We start from the raw sequence: 21660 nt of genomic DNA on the forward strand, positions 1-21660 counted from the left end.
CGATTTTTTAACCCGACCCAGGGATACTCCGCGGCGAAAATATAAAGATCACGCGTGGGGGAATTTCGATGGCGATCCGTCTGGGTGCTGGCCGTGTCCTTGGCCGTCTCAAGCCTCGTTTCAAGATGCCAAGGTGGGGCGTGCGCGGCAGCCTGTTCGCCGCCTTCGCATTGATCGCGGGCATGGGCCTCGTGATCGCAGCCGGCGCCGGCTTCGTGTTCAATCACCTCGGCGCGACCATGATGGATCTGAGCGGCCGCGACATCCCGCGCCTCTCCGCCAGCCTGCAGCTTGCCTCGCAGAGCGCGACGCTCGCCGCGCAAGGCCCGGGCCTGCTGGCATCGCCCTCCGACGAGGCGCTGAAGGAACGCACCAAGAGCGTGAAGGACATCCAGCAGCTCGCCATGGCCAAGCTCGGCGAGATCATCGAGCTCGGCGCCGACAAGCAGATCGCAACGGCGCTGCGCGACACCGCCAAGAGCATCGACGAGGCGACCCAGAGCCTGGTGTCGGCCGCGCGCGAGCGGCTCGAGACCGGCGCGCTGCATGACAAGCAGTATGAGGCGCTGCGCAAGGCCCAGCTCACCTTCGTCGGCGCGGCCGGTCCTGCGATGCTGGACGCACAGACGCGCCTGAACGCGATCCTCGGCGCGGCGGAAGTTTCCGCCGATGATGCGACTGAGGCTGCCCGCACCGTCTCCCAGGTCGCGACAATCTCCGCCAACGGCAATCTGATGGCCGCCGACATGATGGCGGCGCTGTCGGCCAACAACAGCGACACGCTGGAGGCGATCGAGAAGGAGTTCAAGGCGACGCGCGACCGCGTCAAGTCGAACCTCGAGGACCTCCCGAATATGCCCTCGATGCAGACGGTGCGCGACGCCGTGCAGAAGCTGTTCGCCTTCGGCGAGGGCAAGACCGGCGTGTTCAAGATCCGCCAGAAGGGGCTCGACGCCATCGACTACGGCCAGACCATTCTGGACGAGACCCGCAAGCTCAATGTCGGTCTCGGCATCAGCGTGCAGCAGCTCGTCGACGGCGTGCAGAAGGAGACCAACGCGTCGACCTTCCAGGCGCGCCAGGAGATCTCGCTCGCCACCACCGCGATGCTGGCGCTGGGCGCGCTGATGCTGGTCGGCTCGGCGCTGTTCGTCTGGCTCTATGTCGGCCGCAACATCCTGCGGCGGATCGGCGCGCTGCATCAGTCGATGCAGCTGCTCGCGAACGGCGACCTCGAGACGGAGATCTACCGCTCGAAGCACCACAACGACGAAATCTCGGTGATGGCGAACACGCTGCAGGTGTTCCGCGAGAGCATGATCGGGGCCCGCGCGATGTCGAGCGAGCAGGACAAGGACCGTGTCGCCAAGGCCGAGCGTGCCGCGCGCATGGAAGCGAAGATCGCCGAGTTCGAGGGCGCGGTACGCAACGCGCTCGACAATCTCGCGCAGTCGGCCAATTCGATGCAGTCCACCGCGCAGAGCATGTCGAACACCGCCGACCAGTCCAACGCGCTGGTGAACGCGGTCGCCTCCGCCGCGGAGGAGACCTCGGTCAACGTGCAGACCGTGTCATCAGGCACCGAGCAGCTGTCGTCCTCGATCGAGGAGATCAGCAAGCAGGTCGTCACCTCGGCCGCGATCGCCAGGAAGGCGGTCGACGAGGCCGGCGCCACCGACACCACGGTGCAGAGCCTTGCCGACAGTGCGAGCCGCATCAGCGTCGTGGTTGACCTGATCCAGACCATCGCCTCGCAAACCAACCTGCTCGCGCTCAACGCCACCATCGAGGCGGCGCGCGCGGGCGAAGCCGGCCGCGGCTTCGCAGTGGTCGCCTCCGAGGTGAAGAGCCTCGCGAGCCAGACCGCCAAGGCGACGGAAGAGATCCGCACCCAGATCGCCAGCATGCAGTCGGTTACGACCTCCGCGGTCGGCGCCATCCAGGGCATCGGCCGGATCATTGGCGAGATCAACGACGTGACGACGACGATCGCCGCCGCGGTCGAGGAACAGGGCGCAGCCACCCGCGAAATCGCCCGCAACATCCAGCATGCCGCCGGGGGCACCAGCGAGGTCTCCAGCAACATCATCGGCGTCTCCACGGCGTCCGCGGAAGCCGGCGCGGCGGCGAGCGAAGTGCTGGGCGCCTCCGACGCACTCCGCCGCGAAGCCGACATGCTGCGCGGAGAGATCGACGCATTCCTCAACAACATGCGGGCGGCGTAAGCCGCCGGCCCGTGGCCCGGATGGAGCGCGGCGTAATCCGGGTTACGGAAAACTGCTGGTATGACCGCCATGCGGAGACCACGGCCCGGCCTTTTTCGGCTGGCGCCCCGCGCCCGGCGGGTTTAAGCCGGTAGCATGAACCCGAAAACCGACACCGTGCAGTCCTCGGCTGAGGCCCTGCGCTATCCCTGGGAACAGCATCCCGGCCCCGAAGAGATCGTCGAGGTGCGTCCCGGCGTGTTGTGGGCGCGGCTGAAACTGCCGTTCCGCCTCAACCACGTGAACATCTACCTGCTCGCCGACGGCGACGGCTATGCCATGGTCGATGCCGGCTTCGGCAACGAGGAGACGATCGAGGCCTGGACCAGACTGTTCGAGGGGCCGCTGAAGGGCGTCAACATCACGCGCCTGATCGTCACGCATTCGCACCCCGATCACGTCGGCCTCGCGGGCTGGATCGTCGAGCGGTTCAACTGCCCGCTGGTGATGACGCAGGTCGAATATCTGCAATCGGTCTACCACCAGAACCGCGGCACCGAGGAGCGGCGCGAAGCTCAGCGGCTGTTCTTCCGCCGCCACGGCATGGACGAGTCGCTCACCGAAAAGCTGCTCGGCCGCGGCCAGGATTATCTCAAGCGCGTCTCGGTGCTGCCGCCGTCCTACCGCCGCATCTCGCATGGCGACGAGGTCGTGATCGGCACGCGCCGCTTCAAGGTGATCACCGGCGGCGGGCACGCGCTCGACCAGGTGATGCTGTATTGCGCCGACGACAAGCTGTTCCTCTCCGCCGACCAGGTGCTGAGCAAGATCTCGCCCAATGTCAGCGTCTGGGCGGTCGAGCCCGACCAGAACTCGCTCGGCGAATATCTGGCCTCGCTCGCGAGCCTCACCACCACCCTGCCCTACGATCTGCTGGTGCTGCCCGGCCACGGCGTGCCGTTCTATGGGCTGAAGACCCGCATCAAGCAGCTCGCCGATCACCACGAGGAGCGCTGCCGCCTGATCGCGGAAGCCTGCAGCGAGGTGCCGCAGACCTCGCGCGCATTGGTGCCTGTCGTGTTCAACAAGCACGTGCTGGACGAACACCAGATGGGTTTTGCCGCGGGCGAACTCGTTGCCCACGTCAATTACATGATCGTCGAGGGCCGGCTGACGGCGGAGACGAAAGACGGCGTGCTGCAGTTCCGGACGACGTGAGCTTTTCGCCTCTCCCCGCCTGCGGGGAGAGGGAGCAGACCTCCGCCGCGGCTACCAGCTCACTTCATATTCGCGATCGCGTGCAGCGCCGCGACGTAGCCGAACGGGCCCAGCCCGCAGATCACACCGGTCGCCACGAACGAGATCTTGGAGTGCCGGTGATATTCGTCGCGGGCGTGGATGTTGGAGATGTGGACCTCCAGCACCGGGCCTTCGAATGTCTTGATCGCGTCCATGATCGAGACCGAGGTGAAGGAGAAGCCGGCCGGATTGATGACGATCGCATTGGCATCCTGCCGCGCCGACTGGATCAGATCGACCAGCACGCCTTCATGGTTGGACTGGTGGAAGGCCAACTTGAGCCCGAGCTTGGCAGCCGCTTCCTCGCAACTCACATTGACCTCCGCGAGCGTGGTCGTGCCGTAGATGTGCGGCTCGCGGATGCCGAGCATGTTGAGGTTGGGACCGTTGAGGATCATCACGCGCTTCATGGACAGGTCCTTCTAGAAGTTAGCCACCGAACCACTTGGCCGGGCCGGTGACGAGAGCGGGAAACAGCGTCAGCAAGGCTAGCACGACGAGCTGCGCGATCATGAAGGGCCAGACGCCGCGGATCAGATCATCCATCGAGACGCGGGCAACGCCACAGACGACGTTGAGCACGACGCCGACCGGCGGCGTGATCAGGCCGATCGCGTTGTTGATGATGAAGAGCACGCCGAAATAGACGGGGTCGATGCCGGCCTGCTTGACGATCGGCATCAGGATCGGCGTCAGGATCAGGATCGTCGGCGTCATGTCCAGCGCGGTGCCGACGATGACGACGATGATCATCAGCACGAAGGTGAGGAGGGTCTTGTTGCCCGCGAACGGTTGCACGAGCGCCACGATCTGGTCGGAGATCTCGGCAACCGTGATCAGCCAGGACGATACCAGCGCCGCGGCGACGAGGAACATCACGACAGCCGTGGTCTGCGCGGTGCTCACCAACAGTGCCGGCAGTTGTGCCGGCCTGAGCTCGCGATAGACGCCCATCGCCACCACCAGCGAATAGACCGCGACGACGACGGCCGCTTCCGTCGGCGTGAAGATGCCGAAGCGCAGGCCGAAAATGATGATCATCGGCAGCATCAGGGCCCAGAAACCGTCGATCAGCGCGCGCCAGATCTCTGCAAGGCTCTTGCGTGGGAGGCGCGCCGGGTTCTCCTTGCGCACCACCCACCACCAGGCAAAGCACAGGCCGACGCCAAGCAGCAGGCCCGGCACGATGCCGGCCAGGAACAGCTTCGAGATCGAGACATTGGCGGCGACGCCGAAAATGACGAAACCGATCGATGGAGGAATGACGGGCGCGATGATCCCGCCGGCCGCGACGAGGCCAGCCGCGCTGGCGCGATTGTGGCCGGCGGCGGCCATCATCGGCACCAGGAGCGCACCGAGCGCCGCGGCGTCCGCGACCGCCGAGCCCGAGAGCGAGGCCAGGATGCATGACGTGAGGATCGCGACATAGCCGAGCCCACCGCGGAAATGGCCGACCAGCGCGATCGCGAAGTTGAGGATGCGGCGCGCAAGGCCACCGGTGTTCATGACCTCGCCGGCGAGGATGAAGAACGGCACCGCCATCAGCGGGAAGGAATCGACGCCGTTGATAACGTTCTGCGCGATGATCTGGGAGTCGAACATCGCGAGATAGGTCATCAGCGCGATGCCGCAGATGATCAGCGCAAACGCGATCGGCATGCCGATCGCCATGGCGCCCAGCAGCGAGAAGGTGAAGACGGCGACAGTCATGCCTGCTGCTTTCCGCTCGCGTCGCCAGGAGAATGCGGGAGTTCCTCGGACTCGCTGATGGCGATCAGATCGGCATCGGCGACCTGCCCGGTCACGAGCCGATAGAGCTCGTGCACGATGATCACGCAGGAGGAGGCGCCGAACACGATCCCGGCGGCGTAGAACAGGCCGACCGAGAGCCCCGAGGCGGGCGCCACCGTGTCCCAGTTCAACACCGTCTGCTTCCAGGAGCCTTCCGTCAGCAGCACGGAGGCATAGAGCATCAGCGCGTGGCTGAGGCCGTAGCAGACCTTGCGGCCGAACGGCGACAGCACCTTGACGAGGCTGTCGACGCCGAGATGGGCATGCTCCTTCAGGCCGATGATCGCGCCCAGAAACACCATCCACACGAACAGCCAGCGCGACAGCTCTTCCGAGATCGCAATCCCGGAATTGAAGCCGTAGCGCAGCACGACGTTGCCGAACACCAGCACCACCATGGCGGCAAGCAGCACCGCGATCACCGCGCGGAGCAGCCAGAAGTAGGCGTTGACCATCGTTTTCATCATGTCCGGCCTGCTGCGCGTCGGCTTACGGCTTGAGCGCATGCACGCGGTCGAGCTCGCTGTTGAATAGCTTGACGATGGCGGGGTCGTAGTCGGCCGAGAATTTTTCCGCGATCGGCCTGGTCTTCTCGCGCATGCGATCGAGCTCGCCGGGCGCGATCTCGTTGACGGCCATGCCCTTGGCCTTGAGCTCGTCGATCGCGGCCGTGGCCTGCTCGCGGCTGACCTTGCGCTGGTAGTCGCGCGCCTCGATCGCCGCGTCCTGCAAAATCTTCTGCTCGTCAGGCGAAAGACCGTCCCAGAATTTCTTGCTGATCAGGATGATGTTGGTCGAATAGGTGTGGTTGGTGACGCTGAGATACTTTTGCACCTCGAAGAACTTGTTCGACAGGATCACCGAGAACGGATTCTCCTGGCCGTCGACGGTGCCTGTCTCCAGCGCGCTATAGAGCTCCGAGAAACTCATCGGCACCGGGTTGGCGTTGAAGGCCTTGAAGGTCTCCAGATAGACCGGGTTCGGGATCACGCGGATCTTGATGCCACCGAGGTCCTCGCCCCTGGTAATGGCACGCTTGCTGTTGGTGACGTTGCGGAAGCCGAGATCCCAATAAGCGAGACCGACCAGCCCCTTCTCGGGCAGCTTTGCCAGCAGCGCTGCGCCGAGCGGACCATCGAGCAGGGCGTCGGCCTGCTGCGGCGTCGAGACGATGAAGGGGAAATCGATCAGGCCGTAATCCTTGACGATGCCGACCAGCGACGTCGTCGCCGGCGACTGCATCTCCTGGGTGCCGGCGCGCAGCGGCGATTGCTGCTGCATCTCGCTGCCCAGCTGGTTGGCCGGATATTCGCGCACCTTGAGCTTGCCGCCGCTCTTGGCCGCGACGATCTCGGCGAATTTCTGCACGCCTTTGCTGACGGGATGGTCGGTGTTGTTGAGGTGCCCCCAGCGGATGGTGCGCTCCTGAATGGCCTGCGCCGAGGCCGGCCCCATCGCGCCCAAGGCGACCGCGCCGATCGCCGCCACCAAAGCCAGACCTTTGAACCGAACGGGCATCGCTCCCTCCCCTGTTGATCTCGTTCTTAGGGACAGGAACGTCTTATATGACGAATTATAAATCAACCTATATTTTTGGTTTTGTATGATATTACATGAAACACTTGATAAAGTTTCGAAATCTGGCAAAACGCACGTCCAACGCGCTAGAATGAGGCATGGACACCCTTCCCGACACGACAGCCGAGACGGTGGGCGACAGCGCCTACCGCCGCATCCGCACCGACCTGATCTTCGGCAAGCTGACGCCGGGGCAGAAGCTGAAGCTCGAGCGGATGAGCGGCGCCTATGGCACCAGCATCTCGACGCTGCGCGAGACGCTGAACCGGCTGTGCTCGGAAGGTTTTGTCGTCGCCGAAGGCCAGCGCGGCTTCGAGGTCGCGCCGATCTCGGCGACCGAATTCCAGGAGATCGCGGAGCTGCGCGAGCTGCTCGAGAGCCACATGATCGAGAAGTCGTTTGCGGCCGGCGATCTCGACTGGGAGGCGCACATCGTCTCGGCGCATCACAAGCTCGCGGCGATGGAGCGGATGCTGCTGTCAGGCGAGCGGTCCGATGCGGAAAGCTGGAAACAGTGCGATTTCCAGTTTCATCGCGCGCTCGTCGCGGCCTGCGGCTCGAAGGTGCTGCTCGATGCGCATGCCGCGGTCTATGACCGCTATCTGCGCTACCAGATGATCGCCGTGGTGTTCCGCGGCGAGATGGCTGCTTCCGAGCATCGCGAGCTGAAAGAGCTGGCGCTGAAGCGCGACGCCAAGGGCGCGAACAAGGTGCTGCACACCCACATCCATGATTGCGTGGCGCATGCCTTGCGCAATTCGGATTGGTTAAAGCCGGTGGCCGCCGTCAAGGACGCGCGGAGCGAGCCGCGCAAGAAGGCCAAGGCCGGGTAGACCCGCAGCGCCGCCGATGGTGCAAAGCAACATTGCCTCTCGCGCGAACTTGATCGGGATCAAGTTTCAAATCGCACGATAGGGCATTTTGCCCAAATGCTCCCCATGCCCAAATGTGGGATAGCGCATAGACTCTAGAGCTGGAAAAGCTCTAAGAAGATGCGCCCTTTTTGGTCAGTTCCGTCTTAGGTTTTGCCGATGGATTACGCCCAGTTCTTCAATACCGCCCTCGATCGTCTCCACACCGAGCGGCGCTACCGCGTGTTCGCCGATCTCGAACGCATCGCCGGTCGGTTCCCGCATGCGCTCTGGCACTCGCCGAAGGGCAAACGCGACGTCGTGATCTGGTGCTCCAACGATTATCTCGGCATGGGCCAGCACCCGAAGGTGGTCGGCGCCATGGTCGAAACCGCGACCCGCGTCGGCACCGGCGCAGGCGGCACCCGCAACATCGCCGGCACGCATCATCCGCTGGTGCAACTCGAGGCCGAGCTCGCCGATCTCCACGGCAAGGAAGCGTCGCTGCTGTTCACCTCGGGCTATGTCTCGAACCAGACCGGCATCGCGACCATCGCGAAGCTCATTCCGAACTGCTTGATCCTGTCGGACGAGCTCAACCACAATTCGATGATCGAGGGCATCCGCCAGTCCGGCTGCGAGCGCGTCGTGTTCCGCCACAACGACCTCGCCGACCTCGAAGAGAAGCTGAAGGCCGCAGGTCCGAACCGGCCGAAGCTGATCGCCTGCGAGAGCCTCTATTCGATGGACGGCGACGTTGCTCCGCTCGCCAAGATCTGCGATCTCGCCGAGAAATATGGCGCGATGACCTATGTCGACGAGGTCCATGCCGTCGGCATGTACGGCCCGCGCGGCGGCGGCATCGCCGAGCGTGACGGCGTCATGCATCGCATCGACATTCTCGAAGGCACGCTGGCCAAGGCATTCGGCTGCCTCGGCGGCTACATCGCCGCCAACGGCCAGATCATCGACGCCGTGCGCTCCTACGCGCCGGGCTTCATCTTCACCACCGCGCTGCCGCCGGCGATCTGCTCGGCCGCGACCGCCGCGATCAAGCATCTGAAGACCTCGAACTGGGAGCGCGAGCGCCACCAGGACCGCGCCGCCCGCGTCAAGGCGATCCTCAATGCTGCCGGCCTGCCTGTGATGTCGAGCGACACCCATATCGTGCCGCTGTTCATCGGCGATGCCGAGAAGTGCAAGCAGGCGTCCGACCTGCTGCTGGAACAGCACGGCATCTACATTCAGCCGATCAACTATCCGACGGTGGCCAAGGGCACCGAACGCCTGCGCATCACGCCCTCGCCCTATCACGACGACGGCTTGATCGATCAGCTCGCCGAAGCGCTCTTGCAGGTATGGGACCGCCTGGGTCTGCCGCTCAAGCAAAAGTCGCTGGCGGCGGAGTAGGCCTGCTTGCACCCTCCCCTGAAGGGGGAGGGGCGGCTCACATTGAGCGCAGCGAAAATGGGAGACGGGGTGGGGTGACAGTCTCTCCACCTCTGACGCTGCTCGTGTGGAAAGATCACCCCACCCCGCTCGCGCTTCGCGCGATCGACCCTCCCCCTCCAGGGGAGGGTAAGCGGGATCCGCGTCCGCCCGCACCTTAACGACAACCCCAATTCCCGCCCCGGTAGGGCATTTCGCTGTCGCTTGCGCCCGCCCAACGCGCTAGATTTGCAGGGAAAATGAGTTCGGGCGCCCTCGCGCCCAGGGAGAAGCGCGCTCGCCATGCTGCACGACTGGGGCGTGATCGCTGCCGCCTTCGGCTATATCGGCTTCCTGTTCCTGGTGGCGAGCCACGGCGACCGCCGCTCGCCGGCCGGGCGCGGCCGCGCGTCCGGGCTGATCTATCCGCTGTCGCTCGCGATCTATTGCACCTCCTGGACCTTCTTCGGCTCGGTCGGCTTCGCCACCCGCGCCTCGACCGACTTCCTCGCCATCTATGTCGGCCCGATCCTGATGATCGGGCTCGGCGCCGGCGTCCTGCGCCGCGTGATCCAGCTCGCGAAGGCGCACAACATCACCTCGATCGCCGACTTCATCGGCGCGCGCTACGGCAAGAGCCAGGCGGTGGCGGCAACGGTGGCGCTGATCGCGATCATCGGCTCGGTGCCCTACATCGCACTCCAGCTCAAGGCGGTCGCCTCCTCGCTCGAAACGATCCTGAGCGAGGACCAGGCGTTCTCCCACATCCCGATCCTCGGCGACATGGCGCTGATGGTGACGCTGGCGATGGCCGCCTTTGCCGTGCTGTTCGGCACGCGGCAGACCGACGCCACCGAGCATCAGCACGGCCTGATGCTGGCGGTCGCAACCGAATCCATCATCAAGCTGATCGCCTTCCTCGCCGCAGGCATCTTCGTCACCTTCTGGATGTTCTCGCCGCACGAATTGATCGAGCGCGCGATGAGGACGCCGGAGGCGGTGCGCGCCATCAACTATTCGCCGTCGATCGGCAACTTCCTCACCATGACGCTGCTGTCGCTCTGCGCGATCATGCTGCTGCCCCGCCAGTTCCACGTCAGCGTGGTCGAAAACTCCTCGGATGCCGAGGTCAGCCGCGCGCGCTGGCTGTTCCCGTTCTATCTCGTCGCCATCAATTTGTTCGTGATCCCGATCGCGCTCGCCGGCCTCGTCACCTTTCCGTTCGGCGCGGTCGAACCAGACATGTATGTGCTGGCGCTGCCGATGGAGGGCGGCGCGGGACTTCTCAGCGTCGCCGTCTTCGTCGGGGGGCTGTCGGCGGCGACCGCGATGGTGATCGTCGAATGCGTCGCGCTCTCCATCATGGTCTCGAACGACCTCGTGGTGCCATTGGTGCTGCAGCGGCGGCCGGAGGGGCGCACCGGCGGCGCCGATTTCAGCGACTTCCTGCTGCGCTCGCGGCGGCTTGCGATCTTCGCCATCATGGTGATGGCCTATTTCTACTACCGCGCGCTCGGCAACACCCAGCTTGCGGCGATCGGCCTGCTCTCCTTTGCCGCCATCGCCCAGCTCGCGCCAAGCTTCTTCGGTGGGCTGCTGTGGCGGCGCGCCACCGCGCGCGGCGCCATCGGCGGCATGCTGGTCGGCTTCGCGGTGTGGCTCTACACGCTGTTCATCCCGAGCTTCATGGATTCCTCGACGGCCGGCATCCTGCTGCTCCAGCACGGCCCGTTCGGGATCGAGGCGCTGCGGCCGCAGGCGCTGTTCGGAGCCGACCTGCCGCCGCTGATGCACGGCGTGATCTGGTCGCTGTCGCTCAACATCCTGACCTATGTGCTGCTGTCGCTGGCGCGGCGGCCGTCCTCGATCGAGCTGGTGCAAGCCGATCTGTTCGTACCCAACACGCTCGCGCCGATCTCCCCGAACTTCCGCCGCTGGCGCACCACCGTCACGGTGCAGGACATCCAGACCACCGTCGCGCAATATCTCGGACCCGACCGCGCCCGGCATTCGTTCGAGGCATTTTCGGTACGGCGCAATGTTCGCCTGGAATCCGGGGCGCCCGCCGATTTCGAGCTGCTGCAGCACGCCGAGCACCTGATCGCCTCTTCGATCGGCGCGGCCTCGTCGCGGCTCGTGATGTCGCTGCTGCTGCGCAAGCGGACGGTCTCGGCGAAAGCGGCGCTGAAACTGCTCGACGATTCCCACGCCGCGCTGCATTTCAATCGCGAGATCCTCCAGACCGCGCTCAACCATGTCCGCCAGGGCATCGCCGTGTTCGACGCCGACCTGCAGCTGATCTGCTCCAACCGGCAGTTCGGCGACCTCCTGAACGTGCCGCCGCATTTCATCCAGTTCGGCACGCCATTGCGTGAAATCCTGGAATTCATGGGTGTGAGCGAACCGGACAATCCGGTCGAGCGCGAAGCCATGCTGGAGCGGCGACTCGCGGCTTACACCACCGACAGCGAGCCCTATCTCGAGCGCCTGCCCGACCGCCACATGGTGATCGAGATCTTGACCAACCGCATGCCCGGCGGCGGCTTCGTCATCACCTTCACCGACGTCACGCCGACGTTCGAGGCCGCCGAAGCGCTGGAGCGCGCCAACGCGACGCTCGAAAAGCGCGTGCGCGACCGCACCGAGGAGCTGACCCGGCTGAATTCCGAGCTGGCACTGGCCAAGAGCGCGGCCGAGGACGCCAGCATCTCCAAGACGCGCTTCCTGGCGGCGGCCAGCCACGACATCCTCCAGCCGCTGAACGCGGCGCGGCTCTATGTCACCAGCCTGGTCGAACGCCAGCACAGCGGCGAGGAGACGCGGCTGGTCGAGAACATCGACGAATCGCTCCAGGCGATCGAGGAGATCCTCGGCGCACTGCTCGACATATCGCGGCTGGACGCCGGCGCGATGACGACCTCGATTTCGAGCTTCAAGATGGCCGATTTGATGCGCTCGCTCGAGATCGAGTTTGCGCCGATCGCGCGCGCCAAGAACCTCGAGCTCGCCTTCGTGCCCTGCTCGCTGCCGGTCGAGTCCGATCGGCTGTTGCTGCGGCGCCTGCTCCAGAACCTGATCTCCAACGCGATCAAATACACCCCGCGCGGACGCGTGCTGGTCGGCTGCCGCCGCCAGGGCCCTTCGCTGAAAATCTGCGTCTACGACACCGGCGTCGGCATCCCGCCGGTCAAGCGCGGCGAGATCTTCAAGGAGTTCCACCGCCTCGAACAGGGCGCGCGGATCGCCCGCGGCCTTGGACTCGGCCTCTCGATCGTCGAGCGTCTTGCACGCGTGCTCAAGCACGGCATCGCCATCGACGGCAACAAGAGCGGCGGCTCGGTCTTCTCCGTGACAGTGCCGACAGCCAAGGCGATCACCCATACCGCTGCCGTCACCAGCGCGACGCCGCTGGCGCGTAGGCCGATCTCGGGCGCCCTCATCGTCTGCATCGAGAACGACGCAGCGATCCTCGACGGCATGCGCACGCTGCTGAAGGCCTGGGACGCCGAGGTGATCGCGGTCGCCGACCCCGAGGGCGCGATCGCCGCGATCGAAGGCGCGGGCCGCCGCGTCACCGGCCTGCTGGTCGATTATCACCTCGACCGCGGCAACGGCATTGCCGCCATCCGCGACATTCGCCGCCGCTTCGGCGACGGCATCCCTGCGATCCTGATCACTGCCGACCGTAGCCCCGCGGTGCAGGTCGCCGCGCGCGAGGAAAATGTCGCGGTGCTCAACAAGCCGGTGAAGCCGGCCTCGCTCCGCGCCCTGCTGGGACAGTGGCGCACACAGCAGATGGTGGCGGCGGAGTGAGACGCCGTCAGTAGTCGGTCGAGACGCTGAGCGCGCGCCACTTCTCCAGCTCGTCGAGGCGTTGCCGGTCCGTCGCCGCGATGGCGCTCACGGCGTCGCTGCCGAGCGCGATCCGCAGCGGCGGGCTGTCCATCTCGACGAGCTCTAGCACGACGGCGGCGGCCTTCGCCGGGTCGCCTGGCTGGCGGCCATCGTAATCGCGCTGCATCCTGACCGCCGCTCCAACGACGGCATCGTACTCCGCCCGCCCTTCGCCGGTCGCATGCGCTGACTGCGCAAAACCCGTGCGGAAGCCGCCGGGCTCGACGATCGTCACGTGCACGCCGATCAACGCCATCTCGCGCGCCAGCGATTCCGAAAAGCCCTCGATACCCCATTTCGCGGCAGAATAGGCCGCGCGTGCGGGAGCTCCGATCCGTCCGCCGACGGACGAGAACTGCACGATATGCCCGCGGTGCTGCCGACGCAGCACGGGGATCGCCGCCTTGGTGACGATGATGGTGCCGAGCAGATTGACCTCGATCTGCTGACGGAACGAGGCCAGGCTCGTGTCCTCGACCGATCCGAGATCGCCATAGCCGGCATTGTTCACGACCACATCGACGCCGCCGAACGCCTCCCCGGCGAGGCCGATGGCCGCTTGCGCGGCCGCCTCGTCGGTCACGTCGAGCGTTGCGAGCCGCAGTCTTTCACCGAAGCGTTCCCGCAGCGGTTCGAGCGGACCGAGATTCCTGGCAGTGGCAACCACCCGGTCGCCCGCCGCAAGCGCGGCTTCCGTGATGGCGCGTCCGAGCCCGCGCGAGCTGCCGCTGATGAACCAGATCTTTGACACGGTGGGCTCCTGACCGCTCAAGGCGCAAGCCGGGTGAAGACGTAGTCGTGGCTCTTGGCGCGGGCGTCGTGGCAGGTGAAGCAGGTGCGGTGCTGGGCCTCGTCGACCGGCTTGCCATTGATGAAGCGGCCGAACCCCCAGCCGCCGGTGGACGCATATTTCCTGGAATCCTTGACCATCACCTGCACCGTGGTGGCCGCGCCGGGGATCGTCGCGGATGCGAATTCCGGCGACTGTTTCCGTTTCCAGGCGCGCTTGACCAGAATGGTGCCATCGGGGAACGGAAGTTTTCCGGCCTGATAAGCATCGATCGCGGTCTGGTTGCCGACAACGGCGCGAAGCTCATCGAGCGGTGCCGCCTCTTCGGCGGGCGCGATCAGCTCCCACTGCTTGTAACCCGCAGGAATCGTGACGCCGAAGATCGGCGAGGCGTCTGCCGTATTGCCTTGTGCCGGCCCCTCGGCGAGAGCGATCGAGACCAGGTAGGGCACGCAAGTCAGGAGAACGACGAGAAGGAGCGCGGCAAGCGTGAGAGCCGTCGCATATGAGCGCTTTTTCTTTTCGGGTTCGATGGACGTCATGACGTTCCTTCATGCTGGGAGCGCGGCATAGCCTCGGTCCAGCCGCGCTGGACCGAGGCATCGAATGAACGCTCAGGCGCCGTCGGCGTCGATGACGGCCTTGGCGAAGGCTTGCGGCGCTTCCTGCGGCAGATTGTGGCCGACGCCGCCGGTGATCAGGCGGAAGTCGTACCGGCCTGAGAACCTCTTGGCATAGGCGCTGGGGTCGGGATGCGGCGCACCGTTGGCGTCGCCCTCCATCGTGATCGTCGGGACGCCGATCACCGGAGCCGCTGCGAGCTTCTTTTCGAGCTCCTCGTATTTGGCTTCGCCCTGGGCGAGCCCGAGCCGCCAGCGGTAATTGTGGATCGTGATCGCGACATGATCCTTGTTGTCCAGCGCGGCCGCACTCCGGTTAAAGGTCGCGTCGTCGAACTTCCATTGCGGCGAGGCCAGCTTCCAGATCAGCTTGGCGAAATCATGCGTGTACTTCTCGTATCCGGCGCGGCCGCGCTCGGTCGCGAAATAGAACTGGTACCACCATTGCAGCTCGGCCGATGGCGGCAGCGGCGCGTTGCCTGCGGCCTGGCTGGAGATCAGATAGCCGCTGACCGACACTAGCGCACGGCAGCGATCCGGCCACAACGCAGCGATGATATCGGCGGTGCGCGCCCCCCAGTCGAAGCCGGCGATGACAGCCTTCTTGATGTCGAGCTTGTCCATCAGCGCGATGACGTCGACGGCCATGGCGGCGGGCTCGCCGTTGCGCGGCGTCTCGCTGGAGAGGAAGTGCGTGGTGCCATAGCCGCGCAGATAGGGGATGATCACGCGATAGCCGGCCTTCGCCAGGATCGGCGCGACATCGACGAAGGCGTGAATGTCGTAAGGCCAGCCGTGCAGCAGGATCGCCACGGGACCGTTCGAGGGACCTGCCTCCGCATAGCCGACATTGAGGACGCCGGCGTCGATCTGCTTGATCGGACCGAACGACGCATTCGATGCGGACGACTTCGGCGCGTCCGTTTCGGCACGGGCGAGGTCGATCACGCCGAGACCGACGGCGACGGTTCCCGCGGCGACGCCGAAGAATTTGCGGCGGTGCTGGTCGATGATCTGTTTCATGGTGGTGCTACCTTGTTGATGGTTGGTGATGTCCGTCAGATCAGCGCGACCGTGACGTCGATATTGCCGCGGACGGCCTTGGAATAGGGGCAGGTCTGGTGCGCCTCTTCGACGATGCCGCGCGCGATCTCGCGATCGAGACCCGGCAGGCTGACGTTGAGGCGTGCGCTGAGGGCGTAAGTGCCCTCATCGAGAAGAAGGTCGATTTCCGCATCGATCGCGCTGTTTCTCGGAAGCACGATTTTCCGCTTGCGCGCGGCCATCTCCATGGCGCCTTCGAAGCAGGCCGACCAGCCGGCCGCGAACAATTGCTCGGGATTGGTGCCGATGCCCGCGCCGCCCGGTGGCGACAATTTGACGTCGAGGCGGCCGTCGGAGCTGCGCGATATGCCGTCCTGTCGTCCACCGCTGGTGTGGGTCTTGCCCGTGTAAAGCAGTTTTGCCGCTTGCGTCATGAAGGTCTCCTTGCCGTCGCGCATTTGACTAGCAGCGGCGGCGGCAGGACACCCGTTTGGACTTGTGAGAAGTTGTGAGGCCCCGGCGCGCAGTCCCGCCACGAGGCCTGCATCAGCGGTCTGATGCCGATGCAGGTGCGGCCTTGCCGGATTGCGATCATCTGGCTATCCGGTCGGTTTGAAAGGACCAAGATTTCGCCATGACCGAGCCGGCCGGCACCGCAACGGGAACCCTATCGTTCGGACCATTCACCGTGACATCGCACGAAAGGCTCGTGATGCGCGACGGCGTCGCGCTGCCGCTCGGCGCGAAGGCCTTCGACACGCTGATCGCGCTGATGTCGCGGCCAAACGAGGTCGTCGGCAAGTGGGACCTGATGGCGCTGGTGTGGCCCGGGCTGACCGTCGAAGAAGCCAATCTGCGCTTTCACGTCGCAGCCCTGCGCAAGGCGCTCGGCGACGGCAAGGACGGCGCCCGCTACATCACCACGCTCTCCGGCCGCGGCTATTGCTTCGTGGCGCCGATCTCCAAGGCGGAAATCGCGGCCGAGCGACGCCCCGCGCAGCGAACGGAACTACCGCCCGTCAAGCTGCCGAACCGGCTGCAACGGATGGTCGGGCGCGACGATGCGGTCGGCGCCGTCTCCGACAAGCTCATCGGCTCGCGCTTCGTCACGATCGTCGGCCCGGGCGGCGTCGGCAAGACCGCCGTTGCGGTGGCGATCGCCCACGACCTGCTCGAGACTTTCTCCGACGCCGCGCATTTCGTCGATCTTGCCGCGCTCAGCGATCCCGATCTCGTGATCACCTCGATCCTGCTGATGCTGGGCTTGCCGGCGCAGACCGACGATCCCCTGCCAGCACTGCTCGCGCATCTCGGCGACAAGCGGATGCTGCTGATCCTGGACAATTGCGAGCATGTCATCGCCGCCGCGGCGCCGCTGGCAGCCGAAATCTTTCACGCCGCACCTCATGTCCATATCCTCGCCACGAGCCGCGAAGCCCTGCGCGTCGAGGGCGAGCAAGTCTACCGGTTGGCCCCGCTCGCCGTTCCCCCTGACAATCCCGGGCTGACCGCGGCTGCCGCACAGACCTATCCCGCGCTTCAGCTCTTCCTCGAACGTGCCATGGCCGGCGGCGCGCAGATCGCGCTCGACGATGCCAATGCCGCGATCGTCGCGGGGATCTGCCGCAAGCTCGACGGCATGGCGCTGGCGATCGAGCTCGCCGCCGGCCGGGTCGAAGCCTACGGCCTGGAGCAGACGGCCGCACTGCTCGACGAACGCCTCAATCTGCTCTGGCAGGGCCAGCGCACCGCGCCGCCGCGGCAGAAGACGTTGCAAGCGACGCTGGACTGGAGCTACGGGCTCCTGTCCGACACTGAGCGCCTCGTGCTGCGCCGGCTTGCCGTCTTCGCCGGTCACTTCACCATCGACGCCGCGCTCGAAATCGTGCCGGACAAGCGCGTCGACCGCTCGCGCCTGTTCGATGCCATCGACAGCCTTGTCGCCAAGTCGATGGTCGCGCCGCGACCGATCGGCGCCATGATGCGCTACCGTCTGCTCGACGCGACGCGCGCCTATCTGCTCGAGATCGAGCCGAACGAGACCGCGCTCGCCGCCCGCCATGCAACCTACTACCGGCGATGGCTGGAGCAGGCCGGCACGACATGGGCGACGGTGCCGAGCGCCGACGAACGCGCGATCCATTTCTCCGCGCTTCACAACGTGCGCGCCGCACTGGACTGGTGCTTCGGCACGGGCGTCGATGTCGGCATCGGCATTGCGCTCGCCGCCGCGGCAGCTCCGATCTTTCTCGCGATGTCGCTGCTGATCGAATGCCGGCGCTGGTCGGAACGGGCGCTGCTCGCGATCGATCCGCCCTCGCGCGGCAGCGCCGAGGAGATGCACATCCAGGCCGCCCTCGGATTGACCTTGATGTTCACGCGCGGCGGCAGCGAAGCTGCGCGTGGCGCCCTGAGCAGGAGCCTGGCGATCGCCGAGGCGCGCGGCGACGCGGCGAACCAGCTCCAGCTGCTCGGCCGCATGCATATCTTCCACGAGCGGATGGGGCAGTTCGACGCCGCGCTCGGTTATGCGCAGCAGAGCCTCACGGTCGCCGAGACGCTCGGCGATGCCGCCGCCATCGCCCTCGCCCATTCGTTGCTGGGTGTCTCCTTGCATCTGGCCGGCGAGCATCGCGACGCCCTGGGCATGCTGGAGGCCGCCTGGCACGGGCCGGGCACGGAGCGGATCAGCACGGTCAACGGCTTCGATCACCGCAACCGGGCCGGCATCTCGCTCGCGCGCGAGCTTTGGTTGCAGGGCCGGCCGGCGGATGCGCGGCAACTGGCGCGGCAGACGGTCACCGAGGCCGCGCAGATGGATCATCCGATCACGCTCTGCATCGCGCTGATCTGGGCGGTCTCGATCGATCTCTGGAGCGGGGATCTCGACGGCGCGGAAGAGAACATCGACCGCTTCATCGCACATGCCGAAACGCGCTCGATGGGCCCTTATCTCGCGGTCGGCCGCGGCGTCAAAGGCGAGCTGGCGATCCGGCGCGGCGACGCCGCTGGCGGCGTCGAGACGATACGGGCCTGTCTGCGCGAGCTCCACGACGCCGGCTACGAGCTGCTCACCACGACCTTCAACATCGCACTCGTGCATGGCTTGCTGGCGCTCGGGCAGATCGAGCGGAGCGCGCGCTTGATCGACGACGCGATCGGCCTCGTCGAGCAAGGCGGCGATCATCTCTACATGCCCGAGCTGCTGCGCATGAAGGGCAAGGTGTTGCTGTCACTGCCGCAGCCGAACCGTGGAGATGCCGAAAACCACCTGATGCAGTCGTTGGAGCTGGGCCGTCGCAACGGCGCAAAAGCCTGGGAGCTGCGGGCTGCGATCGATCTCGCCGAGTTCCTTGCTGAACGTGGCCGGCGTGAGGAAGCGAAGCGGTTGCTGCAGTCGGCGCTCGAGGGCTTTGCCGAGGGCTCCGAGACTGCGGATATCAAGGCCGCCAAAAGGCTCCTGGGGTGACCCAGGTCGGCAGTGCGCACCGACGACGGCTCACCCCGTCGGGGTGCCCTGCTTCCACTGGCCGCCGGCGATCTTCGCCGCGGCAATCACCGCCTGCGTGCGGCTCTCGACGCCGAGCTTTTGCAGGATCGCCGAGACATGCGCCTTGATGGTGGCTTCGGAGACGCCGAGCTCGTAGGCGATCTGCTTGTTGAGGAGCCCTTCCGACAACATCATCAAGACCCGGACCTGTTGCGGCGTCAGCGTCACCAGGCGGTCGCGCAGGCGCGTCATGTCGGGATCGGCGGCGGCCGATAGATCGGTGTCCGTGGGAACCCAGACGTCCCCCTCCATCACCTTGAGGATCGCGTCGCGCAAGGTCTCGACGCCGAATCGCTTCGGGATGAAGCCGGAGGCGCCGAAATCGAGCGAGCGGCGAATCGTGGCGCTGTCGTCGGAGGCCGAGACGATCACCACCGGGATGGCCGGGTACTGCGCGCGCAGATAGATCAGCCCGGAAAAGCCGGAGATCCCGGGCATCGAAAGGTCGAGCAGGACCAGATCGACGTCGGATGTCTGTTCCAGCAGCTTGGTGAGATCCTCGAACGATCCGGCCTCGTCGATCCTGGCCGAGGTCAGGACGCCCGCCACCGCTTGCCGCAACGCGTCGCGGAACAGGGGATGGTCATCGGCAATGACGAGATGGGTCGAAGGAGCGCTCATCGTTCTCTTGCTGGCATTCACACCGGGCCAGTAGGCCGGCCCGGGGCCTTGGTCAATTCTTTCCCGACCGGCCGTGGCATGCAAGTGGGCATTATCCCTTTGCGGGAACGGGGTTAACCCATGGTCGAGCGCGATCGTGCCGGATTGAAAGGTCCGCGGCGTCAGGTGCGCGTCAGTGCGCAAGGCCGAAAGTCGTATTGGGGCGGGTTTCACGCCGATGTTACCTTGGAGCCAAGACCTGGGTTGATCCGGCATGACCGGATATCCGGGGCGCGAGGAAACGCATTTCGGGGAGCGACTCAACATGTCGACAATGGCTGTGTCTCAAGCGGGCGCGGGAGGAATGACGAAGGACGAACGGTTCGTCATTCTCGCCTCCTCGCTCGGTACCGTCTTCGAGTGGTACGACTTCTACCTCTACGGTTCGCTGGCCGGCATCATCGGCGCGCAGTTCTTCTCGGCCTATCCGCCGGCAACCCGCGACATCTTCGCGCTGCTGGCCTTCGCCGCGGGCTTCCTCGTCCGTCCGTTCGGCGCCATCGTGTTCGGGCGCGTCGGCGACATCGTCGGCCGCAAATACACCTTCCTCGTCACCATCCTGATCATGGGTCTGTCGACCTTCATCGTCGGCCTGCTGCCCAATGCGGCGACCATCGGCATCGCGGCCCCGATCATCCTGATCGCGCTGCGCCTCGCCCAGGGCCTGGCGCTCGGCGGTGAATATGGCGGTGCGGCGACCTATGTCGCGGAGCACGCGCCGAACGGCAAGCGCGGCTACTACACCTCGTTCATTCAGACGACGGCCACGCTCGGCCTGTTCCTGTCGCTGCTGGTGATCCTGTTCACCCGCAGCGCGATCGGCGAGGCCGATTTCGCGGCCTGGGGCTGGCGCATCCCGTTCCTGGTCTCGGTGCTGCTGCTCGGCATCTCGGTCTGGATCCGGCTCCGCCTCAGCGAATCCCCGATCTTCCAGAAGATGAAGGACGAGGGGAAGAGCTCGAAGGCGCCGCTGACGGAAGCCTTCGGCAACTGGCAGAACGGCAAGCTCGTTCTGCTCGCGCTACTCGGCGGCGTGATGGGCCAGGGCGTGGTCTGGTACACCGGCCAGTTCTACGCGCTGTTCTTCCTGCAATCGATCCTGAAGGTCGACGGCTATACCGCCAACCTCCTGATCGCCTGGTCGCTGCTGCTCGGCACCGGCTTCTTCATCGTGTTCGGCGTGCTCTCCGACAAGATCGGCCGCAAGCCGATTATCCTCGGCGGCTGTCTGATCGCGGCGCTGACCTTCTTCCCGATCTTCAAGATGATCACCACCAACGCCAACCCGGCGCTGGAAAAGGCGATCGAGTCGGTCAAGGTCGACGTGGTGGCGGATCCCGCGGGTTGCGGCGACCTGTTCAACCCGGTCGGCACCCGCGTCTTCAGCGCGCCCTGCGACACCGCACGCGCCTACCTGTCGGGCGCGTCGGTCAAGTACTCGACCTCTTCCGGCCCGGCCGGCTCCGGCGTGAAGGTGGTGGTCAACGGCAAGGACATCGCCTACGCCAACGCCAAGGACGGCAATCCCGCGCTGCTCGCCGCAGTGCAGGCAGCCGGCTATCCGAAGCCGGGCGATGCGGGCATCGTGAAGATGTCGCATCCGTTCGACATCTTCCGTCCGCAGGTGGCCGCGACCGTCGGGCTGCTGTTCATCCTGGTGATCTTCGTCACCATGGTGTACGGCCCGATCGCCGCGATGCTGGTTGAACTGTTCCCGACCCGCATCCGCTACACCTCGATGTCGCTGCCCTACCACATTGGTAACGGCTGGTTCGGCGGCCTGCTGCCCGCGACCGCCTTCGCCATCGTGGCTTCCACAGGCGATATCTATGCGGGTCTCTGGTATCCGGTCATCTTCGCATCGATTACCGTCGTGATCGGCTTCTTCTTCCTGCCCGAGACCAAGGACGTCGACATCAAGGCGACCTGATCGACAGCACCGATCGACACA

At 65.5% G+C, this 21660-nt stretch carries 16 protein-coding genes; 7 read left to right on the plus strand and 9 right to left on the minus strand.

Going from position 1 to position 21660, the window contains the following annotated elements:
• The first annotated feature begins 68 nt into the window (after positions 1 to 68).
• Together AB7535_RS32910 and AB7535_RS32915 are read left to right on the plus strand one after the other, a co-directional pair.
• Positions 69 to 2225, plus strand: a complete 2157-nt coding sequence (locus tag AB7535_RS32910) for a methyl-accepting chemotaxis protein (protein WP_354113401.1) — start codon at positions 69 to 71, stop codon at positions 2223 to 2225.
• Positions 2226 to 2360: 135 nt separating this feature from the next.
• Positions 2361 to 3422, plus strand: coding sequence for an MBL fold metallo-hydrolase (locus tag AB7535_RS32915; protein ID WP_166076952.1), 1062 nt, complete (start codon positions 2361 to 2363; stop codon positions 3420 to 3422).
• Positions 3423 to 3481: 59 nt separating this feature from the next.
• Here the strand turns inward: AB7535_RS32915 and aroQ are convergent, their stop codons facing one another.
• Genes aroQ through AB7535_RS32935 form a run of 4 tightly spaced genes read right to left on the minus strand, consistent with a single transcriptional unit; the run spans position 3482 to position 6812 of the window.
• Complete coding sequence (aroQ, locus tag AB7535_RS32920) at positions 3482 to 3913, minus strand: type II 3-dehydroquinate dehydratase (RefSeq protein WP_166076946.1); 432 nt, start codon at positions 3911 to 3913, stop codon at positions 3482 to 3484.
• Between the two features lie 19 nt (positions 3914 to 3932).
• Positions 3933 to 5213: a TRAP transporter large permease gene (locus AB7535_RS32925; RefSeq protein ID WP_166076937.1), complete on the minus strand. Its 1281-nt coding sequence runs from the start codon at positions 5211 to 5213 to the stop codon at positions 3933 to 3935.
• Positions 5210 to 5758 (minus strand): TRAP transporter small permease, encoded by a 549-nt coding sequence (locus AB7535_RS32930; RefSeq protein WP_166105443.1) that lies wholly within the window; start codon positions 5756 to 5758, stop codon positions 5210 to 5212. The genes AB7535_RS32925 and AB7535_RS32930 overlap by 4 nt, the downstream gene beginning before the upstream one ends.
• A gap of 25 nt (positions 5759 to 5783) precedes the next feature.
• Entirely contained in the window at positions 5784 to 6812 is a 1029-nt protein-coding gene (locus AB7535_RS32935; RefSeq protein ID WP_439037460.1) for a TRAP transporter substrate-binding protein, read from the minus strand.
• Positions 6813 to 6970: 158 nt separating this feature from the next.
• Between AB7535_RS32935 and AB7535_RS32940 the strand changes: the two genes are divergently transcribed.
• The 3 genes from AB7535_RS32940 (at position 6971) to AB7535_RS32950 (ending at position 12964) form a co-directional block, all read left to right on the plus strand.
• The gene (locus tag AB7535_RS32940) at positions 6971 to 7705 is read left to right on the plus strand and encodes a GntR family transcriptional regulator (protein ID WP_085402607.1); all 735 of its coding nucleotides are present in this window, start codon (positions 6971 to 6973) and stop codon (positions 7703 to 7705) included.
• A gap of 198 nt (positions 7706 to 7903) precedes the next feature.
• Positions 7904 to 9133 carry a 5-aminolevulinate synthase gene (hemA, locus tag AB7535_RS32945; protein ID WP_028148697.1) on the plus strand — a complete coding sequence of 410 codons (1230 nt, stop codon included), beginning with the start codon at positions 7904 to 7906 and terminating at the stop codon, positions 9131 to 9133.
• 321 nt (positions 9134 to 9454) lie between these two features.
• Positions 9455 to 12964 carry a PAS domain-containing hybrid sensor histidine kinase/response regulator gene (locus AB7535_RS32950; protein ID WP_247316305.1) on the plus strand — a complete coding sequence of 1170 codons (3510 nt, stop codon included), beginning with the start codon at positions 9455 to 9457 and terminating at the stop codon, positions 12962 to 12964.
• Positions 12965 to 12971: 7 nt separating this feature from the next.
• On the opposite strand, the gene AB7535_RS32955 is transcribed toward AB7535_RS32950, so the two are convergent.
• The 4 genes from AB7535_RS32955 to AB7535_RS32970 form a co-directional block, all read right to left on the minus strand.
• Positions 12972 to 13796: an SDR family NAD(P)-dependent oxidoreductase gene (locus AB7535_RS32955; RefSeq protein ID WP_354113400.1), complete on the minus strand. Its 825-nt coding sequence runs from the start codon at positions 13794 to 13796 to the stop codon at positions 12972 to 12974.
• A 17-nt stretch (positions 13797 to 13813) separates the two neighbouring features.
• On the minus strand, positions 13814 to 14377 hold the full coding sequence (locus tag AB7535_RS32960) for a cytochrome P460 family protein (protein WP_354113399.1): 564 nt from the start codon (positions 14375 to 14377) through the stop codon (positions 13814 to 13816).
• A gap of 72 nt (positions 14378 to 14449) precedes the next feature.
• On the minus strand, positions 14450 to 15478 hold the full coding sequence (locus tag AB7535_RS32965) for an alpha/beta fold hydrolase (RefSeq protein WP_439037461.1): 1029 nt from the start codon (positions 15476 to 15478) through the stop codon (positions 14450 to 14452).
• Positions 15479 to 15513: 35 nt separating this feature from the next.
• Positions 15514 to 15933, minus strand: coding sequence for an organic hydroperoxide resistance protein (locus AB7535_RS32970; protein ID WP_354113397.1), 420 nt, complete (start codon positions 15931 to 15933; stop codon positions 15514 to 15516).
• A 200-nt stretch (positions 15934 to 16133) separates the two neighbouring features.
• Between AB7535_RS32970 and AB7535_RS32975 the strand changes: the two genes are divergently transcribed.
• Positions 16134 to 18968: an ATP-binding protein gene (locus AB7535_RS32975; RefSeq protein ID WP_354113396.1), complete on the plus strand. Its 2835-nt coding sequence runs from the start codon at positions 16134 to 16136 to the stop codon at positions 18966 to 18968.
• 30 nt (positions 18969 to 18998) lie between these two features.
• On the opposite strand, the gene AB7535_RS32980 is transcribed toward AB7535_RS32975, so the two are convergent.
• Entirely contained in the window at positions 18999 to 19670 is a 672-nt protein-coding gene (locus AB7535_RS32980; RefSeq protein ID WP_071917775.1) for a response regulator, read from the minus strand.
• Positions 19671 to 20013: 343 nt separating this feature from the next.
• On the opposite strand from AB7535_RS32980, the gene AB7535_RS32985 reads away from it, so the two are divergent.
• Positions 20014 to 21639: an MFS transporter gene (locus AB7535_RS32985; protein WP_175627402.1), complete on the plus strand. Its 1626-nt coding sequence runs from the start codon at positions 20014 to 20016 to the stop codon at positions 21637 to 21639.
• The last annotated feature ends 21 nt before the right edge of the window (positions 21640 to 21660 follow it).

This window comes from Bradyrhizobium sp. 956_D2_N1_4 (genome assembly GCF_052076025.1).
Classification (GTDB): domain Bacteria; phylum Pseudomonadota; class Alphaproteobacteria; order Rhizobiales; family Xanthobacteraceae; genus Bradyrhizobium; species Bradyrhizobium barranii.

Excerpts from the sequence above, each read along its gene's own strand:
- AB7535_RS32940 (WP_085402607.1), top strand. The coding sequence starts at position 6,971 with ATGGACACCCTTCCCGACACGACAGCCGAGACGGTGGGCGACAGCGCC.
- AB7535_RS32935 (WP_439037460.1), bottom strand. The coding sequence starts at position 6,812 with ATGCCCGTTCGGTTCAAAGGTCTGGCTTTGGTGGCGGCGATCGGCGCG.
- AB7535_RS32950 (WP_247316305.1), top strand. The coding sequence starts at position 9,455 with ATGCTGCACGACTGGGGCGTGATCGCTGCCGCCTTCGGCTATATCGGC.
- AB7535_RS32925 (WP_166076937.1), bottom strand. The coding sequence starts at position 5,213 with ATGACTGTCGCCGTCTTCACCTTCTCGCTGCTGGGCGCCATGGCGATC.
- AB7535_RS32930 (WP_166105443.1), bottom strand. The coding sequence starts at position 5,758 with ATGAAAACGATGGTCAACGCCTACTTCTGGCTGCTCCGCGCGGTGATC.
- hemA (WP_028148697.1), top strand. The coding sequence starts at position 7,904 with ATGGATTACGCCCAGTTCTTCAATACCGCCCTCGATCGTCTCCACACC.
- AB7535_RS32915 (WP_166076952.1), top strand. The coding sequence starts at position 2,361 with ATGAACCCGAAAACCGACACCGTGCAGTCCTCGGCTGAGGCCCTGCGC.
- AB7535_RS32980 (WP_071917775.1), bottom strand. The coding sequence starts at position 19,670 with ATGAGCGCTCCTTCGACCCATCTCGTCATTGCCGATGACCATCCCCTG.
- AB7535_RS32910 (WP_354113401.1), top strand. The coding sequence starts at position 69 with ATGGCGATCCGTCTGGGTGCTGGCCGTGTCCTTGGCCGTCTCAAGCCT.
- AB7535_RS32960 (WP_354113399.1), bottom strand. The coding sequence starts at position 14,377 with ATGACGTCCATCGAACCCGAAAAGAAAAAGCGCTCATATGCGACGGCT.
- AB7535_RS32965 (WP_439037461.1), bottom strand. The coding sequence starts at position 15,478 with ATGAAACAGATCATCGACCAGCACCGCCGCAAATTCTTCGGCGTCGCC.
- AB7535_RS32970 (WP_354113397.1), bottom strand. The coding sequence starts at position 15,933 with ATGACGCAAGCGGCAAAACTGCTTTACACGGGCAAGACCCACACCAGC.
- AB7535_RS32975 (WP_354113396.1), top strand. The coding sequence starts at position 16,134 with ATGACCGAGCCGGCCGGCACCGCAACGGGAACCCTATCGTTCGGACCA.
- AB7535_RS32985 (WP_175627402.1), top strand. The coding sequence starts at position 20,014 with ATGACGAAGGACGAACGGTTCGTCATTCTCGCCTCCTCGCTCGGTACC.
- aroQ (WP_166076946.1), bottom strand. The coding sequence starts at position 3,913 with ATGAAGCGCGTGATGATCCTCAACGGTCCCAACCTCAACATGCTCGGC.